Here is a 6,729-nt window from a genome sequence, read left to right as displayed (position 1 = left end):
TTCAGAAAACGGTTAAAAGACAAAGAGATAAAGCCGTGCATCCCGGGTCGCAAAAACCGTAAGAAGCCTATCAAGTATGACAAACGTCGATACAAGCGGCGTAATCGTATCGAAATCATGTTTGGCAGACTGAAAGACTGGCGAAGAATTGCTACCCGTTATGATCGCTGCCCGGTCGTGTTCCGTGCAGCAATAGATCTCGCAGCAGCCGTTATATTCTGGCTCGGAAAGCAATGAGTCCTGAGCCTAGAAAGCAAATCTTTCTCGGCGAAATTGCGCAACTTCCAGGTATTAACTTGCTAATTCTGAAATATCGCCGCCGTCAGAATATGCCTGCCACACTTTGTCGACATCGCCTATCTCAAAAATGGTTCCCACTTCGTCGCAATCACAATGTCGATGGGAATTGGCTGACACTCCAAGGTAATATTTGTGCGGGTTTAAGAAGATGTCGCTCCGCCACGCCCGATATGCTAAAAACAAAATCAGACGCGCGGTAAGTCTGCTGCCAGCAATCAAATGCGAGATCATCGGCTGTAAAGCTTACTCCCCGAATGCGGACCACTAGCTCATCTTTTCCGATCTGCAAATTTATTTGCTCGACTTTCGATGGCTGAACGACTTCAAAAAACTGCTCTATATGCGCATCGTTCAAACCATGGCAATCTGCCAGAAAGCGATAAAGTGAACCACCATTAGCTAACGCATCCTGGTCAAGATTCGGGACGAGATTGAGTGGGAGTATAGCGCGCTCAAGGATAGCAGGCTTATCACGCAAACTCCTTAATCGGACGATTTCCCAAACAGGTTGTCCCTGTGAAATTGAGAGGGCATCCGCCGCTCCAGAACTCGGCAACCCGACTGCAAGCTGTATCAGACGCGTTGTCATTGTTGTGATTTCTGTTGGCTGTGCTGCACCCAGTGCTTGTAGTAACTCCCCAGAACGGCTTGGCTCCATAACGATACGACGCTCGGCCACGAAGATGCCAAGCCCCTGATGACGTGTGATGCGTCCTTCGCGCTCCAGTTTCTCAAGAGCATGGCGAATTGAAATGGTACTGACGGAGGAAAGCTCAACCAGTTCTGAAATACTTGGCAGCTTGTCGCCAGGCTCCAAACTATTATCCCGGATCAATGCCACAATCGTGTCATACGCGACCTGATAGCGTAGCTTTCCGGGTTCAGTAGCGTCCGATCGTGCTGTTTCAGCATTCTTCTCAGTCAAAGCTCAGCCAGCCTCTTGTTGTTATCCGTCCTACCTCATAAGGGTAATTAGTCCTAGTATCATATTGAACAACAATACTGCACGAATAAACAGCTTTATTCCGGTACTCTATCCGCCTATCAATCAACTACGAAATGACGACAAGTCACGCAAAACTGTCAAGTCCTGATGAACGAGCAGCGCTGTTACCGAATGAGCTGTATCACGCTGACCAGACAAAAGAGCTTGCATCGCATCTTCCTTGCCTTGCCCAGACACCAGCAAGAGCAACTTACGTGCTGACAGCACCGTTGCTACGCCCATTGTCAGACCATATTTTGGCACATCAGATGCAACTTGATATATTCCAGTCTGTGCTTCCCGGGTCGTCTTGGTAAGAGCAACACGGTGAGTACCAAGGTTCCAGTCATCGCCGGGTTCGTTAAATGCAACATGACCGTTGCGACCAAGCCCAAGAACCGCCAGATCCAATCCGCCAGCCGCGTCAATGGCCTCATCATATGCTCGACATTCAGCTTCAATATCTAAAGCATCGCCCTGCAGTAGCCGTAAATGATCGGGCGCAATTCCCAAAGGCTCAAAAGCATGACGCATTAGGAACCCTGCATAGCTTTCTTCATCTGCAGGTCCTTTACCTTCAAACTCGTCGAGATTGAAAAACCTCGCCGAATGGCAATCAATAACCCCTGCATGTTGGCGGGTGGCCAGATTACGGTAAAGCCCGAGCGGCGTTTCGCCCGTCGGAAGAGCTATCACCGCATGAGGCTTGCGCGTCAACAAATCACCAACATAGTCAGCCGCAGCCTCATCCAGTTCAGCTCGTGTACCAAAGTCCAGAATCTTCATAGCCAACTCTTCTACGATTTCTCTTCAATATGACGTGCGATTGACGGATAAAGCGACATGAAACGCGCATATATGCGCTCGTACTCATGCGCAGAACCATCAGGAATAATCACTGGTGCGTCTACCAGTTTGATAATAAGTGGCTCGCCAGCTAAAGCTGCTGCTCCAATCGCCGCCGAAGAGCCAAAGCCAAAAACCTGTACGGAGCGACCTGTCATGTCTGCAAACATCCGCACCAATGCAGGATTGCGAGCCAGCCGACCAGATAGCACAAGATGGCGAACCGGCCATGTTTCTGATAAAACATCGATACAGCGTCGAATTTCAAGAATCACGCCTTCGAGATAAGCGCGCGCCAAGTCTGCACGGGTTGTTGAGACATTAAGCCCGTGGAAAACCCCGGTAAGGGATGTATCCCACAACGCTCCCTGTTCACCACCACCCGTCATATAGGGCGCACAGGTCGTGCCATTCGCGCCGGGAGAGCTAGAAAGTGCCTCTGCTTCAAGCGCTTCTGGCGTAAGTCCCAGAATGTTACTCAGCCATGCGAAGCCAATTCCAGTAGAAAGCAAGTCCATTTCCCGCCCATACCAGCCAGTAGAAACGTGAGGGGTCAATAAATACCGCGCTTTGGGATCAAGATGTCGGGCCGGAGTGGCACCAAAGATAATGGCACTAGAACCCATGGCAATACAGGCACTGTTCGCATTGAGTGCCGTCATCGCATAAGCTCCGGCAGCTGAATCGGCAGCACCATTGTAGATAGTAATGCATTGCGGCAAGCCCAGCAGACTTGCACCGGCTGCACTCAAGGGGCCTACGTTCGCGGAAGTTGGGGCCACTTCTGGCAATAGGGACATTGGCAAGTTCCAGATCTTGCACAACTCTGCATCCCAGCTTTCGCTTTCTAAGGCATAGACCCCATAGCCAGCGGCTGTCGATGGATCCGTTATTGTCCGCCCAGTCAGAACAAAGGTGATATAGTCCTTCGCTGAAAGAATGTGATGAACGTCATCCCGGCATCGATCAAAGTGATAAAGATATTGCGGCGCAAGATATCTGCCATCCACGGGCATGCCCGTTTTGGCATAAACCTGAGCATGCGCTTCCCCGTGCAGGATTTCCCGTGCCATTTTATCGGCACGGCTATCTTGCCAGGTAATCGCTGCCCCGACACAATCTCCGTCTTCGTCGAGGCACACCAGTGTTGGCATCTGACCTGCAACAGAGATTGCACCAATTCGGCCACCTGTTTCCGCCGGTAAGTCTGCCAACGCCTTTTTTAGAGCCATGATCCAGTCAGACGGATTTTGCTCCGCCTGACCGGGATATTCGGAAAACGTGGGATGGGTGGCTCCACTTTCAGCACGGACCTGTCCATCACTATCCAATACGACCAGCTTGACGGCAGAAGTGCCAAGATCAATTCCCAACCGCCAATTTGTCATGCTGTAAGGCCCTCTCATCCCATATACGCTCATTCTGGCTTAGCTGGCCCGGATCAAGCGTGCGACTTCTCGTGCTGCTTCTAACGTACGGTCTACATCATCGTTTGTATGCGCAAAAGTGATGAATAGATTTTCAAATGCACCGGGATGGAACAGTATGCCGCGCTCCAACATGCCTTCCCACCAGACGCGGAATATCTCATGGTTCGCATAACGCGCCGCATCACGGTAGTTATGAATGTCGTGCTCGGTGAACCAAACCTGATAAACCGCGCCCATGCCAACAACGCGGGTCGGGATGCCAGCGCTATTGAACACTTCAATCAAACCAAGCCGCAGCCTGTCGGAAACAGCATCAAGTGAATGGTAAAAATTCGGCTGAGACAGAATGTCGAGCGTGGCATTTGCGGACGAGACAGCGATTGTGTTGCCGGCATAAGTGCCCGCAATCGAAACACGCCCATCTGCAACAAGCGACATGATATCCTGGCGACCACCCATGGCTGCGACTGGGAAACCGCCACCAATACCTTTAGCAAAAGTGGACAGATCAGGTGTTATGCCAAGACGCGCCTGTGCGCCGCCAAGGGCAAGACGGAAGCCAGTAATGACCTCATCAAAAATGAGCAGGATACCGTGTTGTGCGGTCAGTTCCCGCATGGCTTCAAGATAGCCCGGCTTTGGCAAAATGCAGCCTGTGTTACACATAACAGGTTCGGTCAATACAGCGGCGATATTATCACCTTCCCGCTCGATGACCGCACGCAACACTTCAATATCATTCCAGGGCAGAATTATAAGGTCATGGGAAATGCCATCTGGCATGCCAGGTCCTTGCGGAATTGCAAGCGGTGCATTGTCCGGACCAGACGTATCCGGGTCGGGATGCTTGCTCCAGTAAACGACGTCCGAAAAGCCGTGATACATGCCTTCAAACCGGATGATTTTCTTGCGACCTGTAAAGGCGCGGGCAAGTCGGACGCTATACAGCACAGCTTCCGTGCCGGTATTGCAAAGGCGAACCTGCTCAAGCGATGGAACCGCCGAGATTAATTTATGGGCAAGCGCGGTTTCAGGTGCGCTCGGCATTGCGAATACGGTACCAACCTCGCGGATGGCACGCACTACCGCTTCCGTGACCTGCTCCGGGCGATGTCCAAGCAGCATTGGCCCAAGCCCGATAAGATAATCGATATACTCGTTGCCATCAGCATCCCAAACGCGTGAGCCTTCACCGCGATCTACAAAAAGTGGATGCGGCTCCCAGCCAGACCAAGTCGCACGTGCTGTCGAATTCACACCGCCCGGAATGACTTCACAGGCCCGCGCAAAAAGCTGGCGACTCTTTTCATAACGATTGCTGGAATAAGCTGCGACGGACATGTTTTCCTCCTTTTAAAAACTAAAAGCGCCTGTCGCCCTATGCGATCAATACACTTATGCCTCTTTTTATACTTTGTATAATAAGTTTAATCAGTCGTCAACAGGCCCTGCTATTCCGATGCGCTTTATTACATAAGACTGGCTATTGCAGGATCTACGTGCGGAATAGCGGCGATCAAATCGCGCGTGTGCTGAGCCTGCGGCGCATGTGCGACATCTAGAGCAGGCCCGGCTTCAATGATACGACCTTCATACATAACTGCAATGCGATCCGCATAACTCGCGGCGGTTGACAGATCATGTGTAATCATCAACACAGACATCCCGCCCTCGCGGCATAAGCCAACGAGAAGATCGAGAATACCACTACGAATTGACACATCCAGCATTGAAGTGGGTTCATCTGCCAAGATGAGCTTGGGCTTTAGTACAATTCCCGCGGCAATTGCAACACGCTGGCGTTGGCCGCCAGATAACTCATGCGGAAAGCGTCGAAGGAAATTCTCTACCGGCGTCAAACCAACCCGTTCAAGCGCCTCACGCACAAGCTGAAGTCGCTCCATACGGGTGCCGCCAATTCCATGGATTTCCAAAGGCTCCAGAACAGTTTGCTGCACCCGAAACCGGCTATCCAGAGATTCATAAGGGTCTTGATAAATCATTTGAATATCACGCCTCACACGGCGTAACGCCCGACCTTCAAGCTGCGTAATATCCTGGCCATCAAAGAGAATACGCCCGCCGGTAACCGGCTGCATACGCATGATGGCTTGCAATGTGGAGGTTTTGCCACATCCAGAACGACCGACCAACGCAACGATTTCACCGGGCGCCACATCCAGATCAAGCGCCTGAATCACCTGCTTTGGTTCCGGACGATTGGATGTCAGTATTTGCTTCAAACCGGGACGCTGAGGATAACTCACCGTCAATCCACGCATCTCAAGCAATGATGAACGGGTAGCAGCGTCATGCGATAGCTGCGTGGAATGCGTGGCAGATCCACGCGCAAACGATGGAGAAGAACGCAAAAGCTGCCGCGTATAAGGATGCTCAGGCCGATGAAAAAGGTTCGAGGTCGGTCCGGTTTCAACGTTTCGCCCATTCAGCATAACCACAGCGCGGCTACATGCTTCAGCTACAACACCAAGGTCATGGGTCACTAGAATAACACCGAGATTGAGCTTGCGGCTGAGATCAACCAAAAGCTCCAGTACCTGGCGCTGAACCATCACATCAAGCGCTGTGGTCGGCTCATCAGCCAGCAAAACCTTTGGAGAACAGGCAAGCGCCATGGCAATCATCGCGCGCTGGCGCATGCCTCCGGAAAACTCGTGAGCAAAACAGCCCGCTTGGGTAGCTGAAATCCCTACCAGTTCCAGCAACTCTCCCACGCGTTGAATGCCAAGACTACCCTTTGCCATGCCCTGGACGTCCATGGCTTCGGCAATCTGCCACCCGATACTACGTACAGGATTAAACGCATTCATCGCACCTTGGAAAACCATCGCGATATCTTTCCAGCGATGCGGCGCAATGGAAGCCTCCCCCGCTTCCAGAATATCCTGACCATTGAGACGAATTTTGCCAGAAACCTCTGCCGATGGCTGCAAGAGTCCCATTGTTGCCATGGCGATTGTCGTTTTACCGGAGCCCGATTCACCAATTAATCCCAAGCGCTCGCCCGGCATCAAATCAAACGAAACATCGTGCAGAACTTGTATTCGCACCCGGTTTGATCGGTTGCCTGCACCATACCAAACATTGAGTTTCTGAACACTAAGCAGGGGTTGAACGCTCGGCGCAGATGGTTGCTCATTAGTCATA

At 51.6% G+C, this 6,729-nt stretch carries 6 protein-coding genes; 1 reads left to right on the top strand and 5 read right to left on the bottom strand.

Translation table 11 applies throughout. From position 1 onward, the window contains the following. On the top strand, positions 1–237 hold a 237-nt coding region (locus ABE530_RS17765), incomplete at its 5' end, for a transposase (RefSeq protein ID WP_499695429.1). Between the two features lie 151 nt (positions 238–388). Here the strand turns inward: ABE530_RS17765 and ABE530_RS17760 are convergent. The 5 genes from ABE530_RS17760 to ABE530_RS17740 form a co-directional block, all read right to left on the bottom strand. Then, positions 389–1,225, bottom strand: coding sequence for a GntR family transcriptional regulator (locus ABE530_RS17760; RefSeq protein WP_499695428.1), 837 nt, complete (start codon positions 1,223–1,225; stop codon positions 389–391). Positions 1,226–1,348: 123 nt separating this feature from the next. Beyond that, positions 1,349–2,071 carry a glucosamine-6-phosphate deaminase gene (locus tag ABE530_RS17755; protein WP_499695427.1) on the bottom strand — a complete coding sequence of 241 codons (723 nt, stop codon included), beginning with the start codon at positions 2,069–2,071 and terminating at the stop codon, positions 1,349–1,351. Between the two features lie 11 nt (positions 2,072–2,082). Continuing rightward, complete coding sequence (locus tag ABE530_RS17750) at positions 2,083–3,519, bottom strand: xylulokinase (RefSeq protein WP_499695426.1); 1,437 nt, start codon at positions 3,517–3,519, stop codon at positions 2,083–2,085. Between the two features lie 39 nt (positions 3,520–3,558). Then, positions 3,559–4,902 (bottom strand): aspartate aminotransferase family protein, encoded by a 1,344-nt coding sequence (locus tag ABE530_RS17745; protein ID WP_499695425.1) that lies wholly within the window; start codon positions 4,900–4,902, stop codon positions 3,559–3,561. Between the two features lie 128 nt (positions 4,903–5,030). Beyond that, the gene (locus ABE530_RS17740) at positions 5,031–6,728 is read right to left on the bottom strand and encodes a dipeptide ABC transporter ATP-binding protein (RefSeq protein WP_499695424.1); all 1,698 of its coding nucleotides are present in this window, start codon (positions 6,726–6,728) and stop codon (positions 5,031–5,033) included. Position 6,729 lies beyond the last annotated feature (1 nt).

Source organism: Brucella sp. TWI559, from assembly GCF_039674265.1.
In the GTDB taxonomy this organism is placed as follows: Bacteria; Pseudomonadota; Alphaproteobacteria; order Rhizobiales; family Rhizobiaceae; genus Brucella; species Brucella chromiisoli.
Note: the sequence above shows the minus strand (reverse complement) of the source record. Positions and strands in the feature narration are given on the sequence as shown.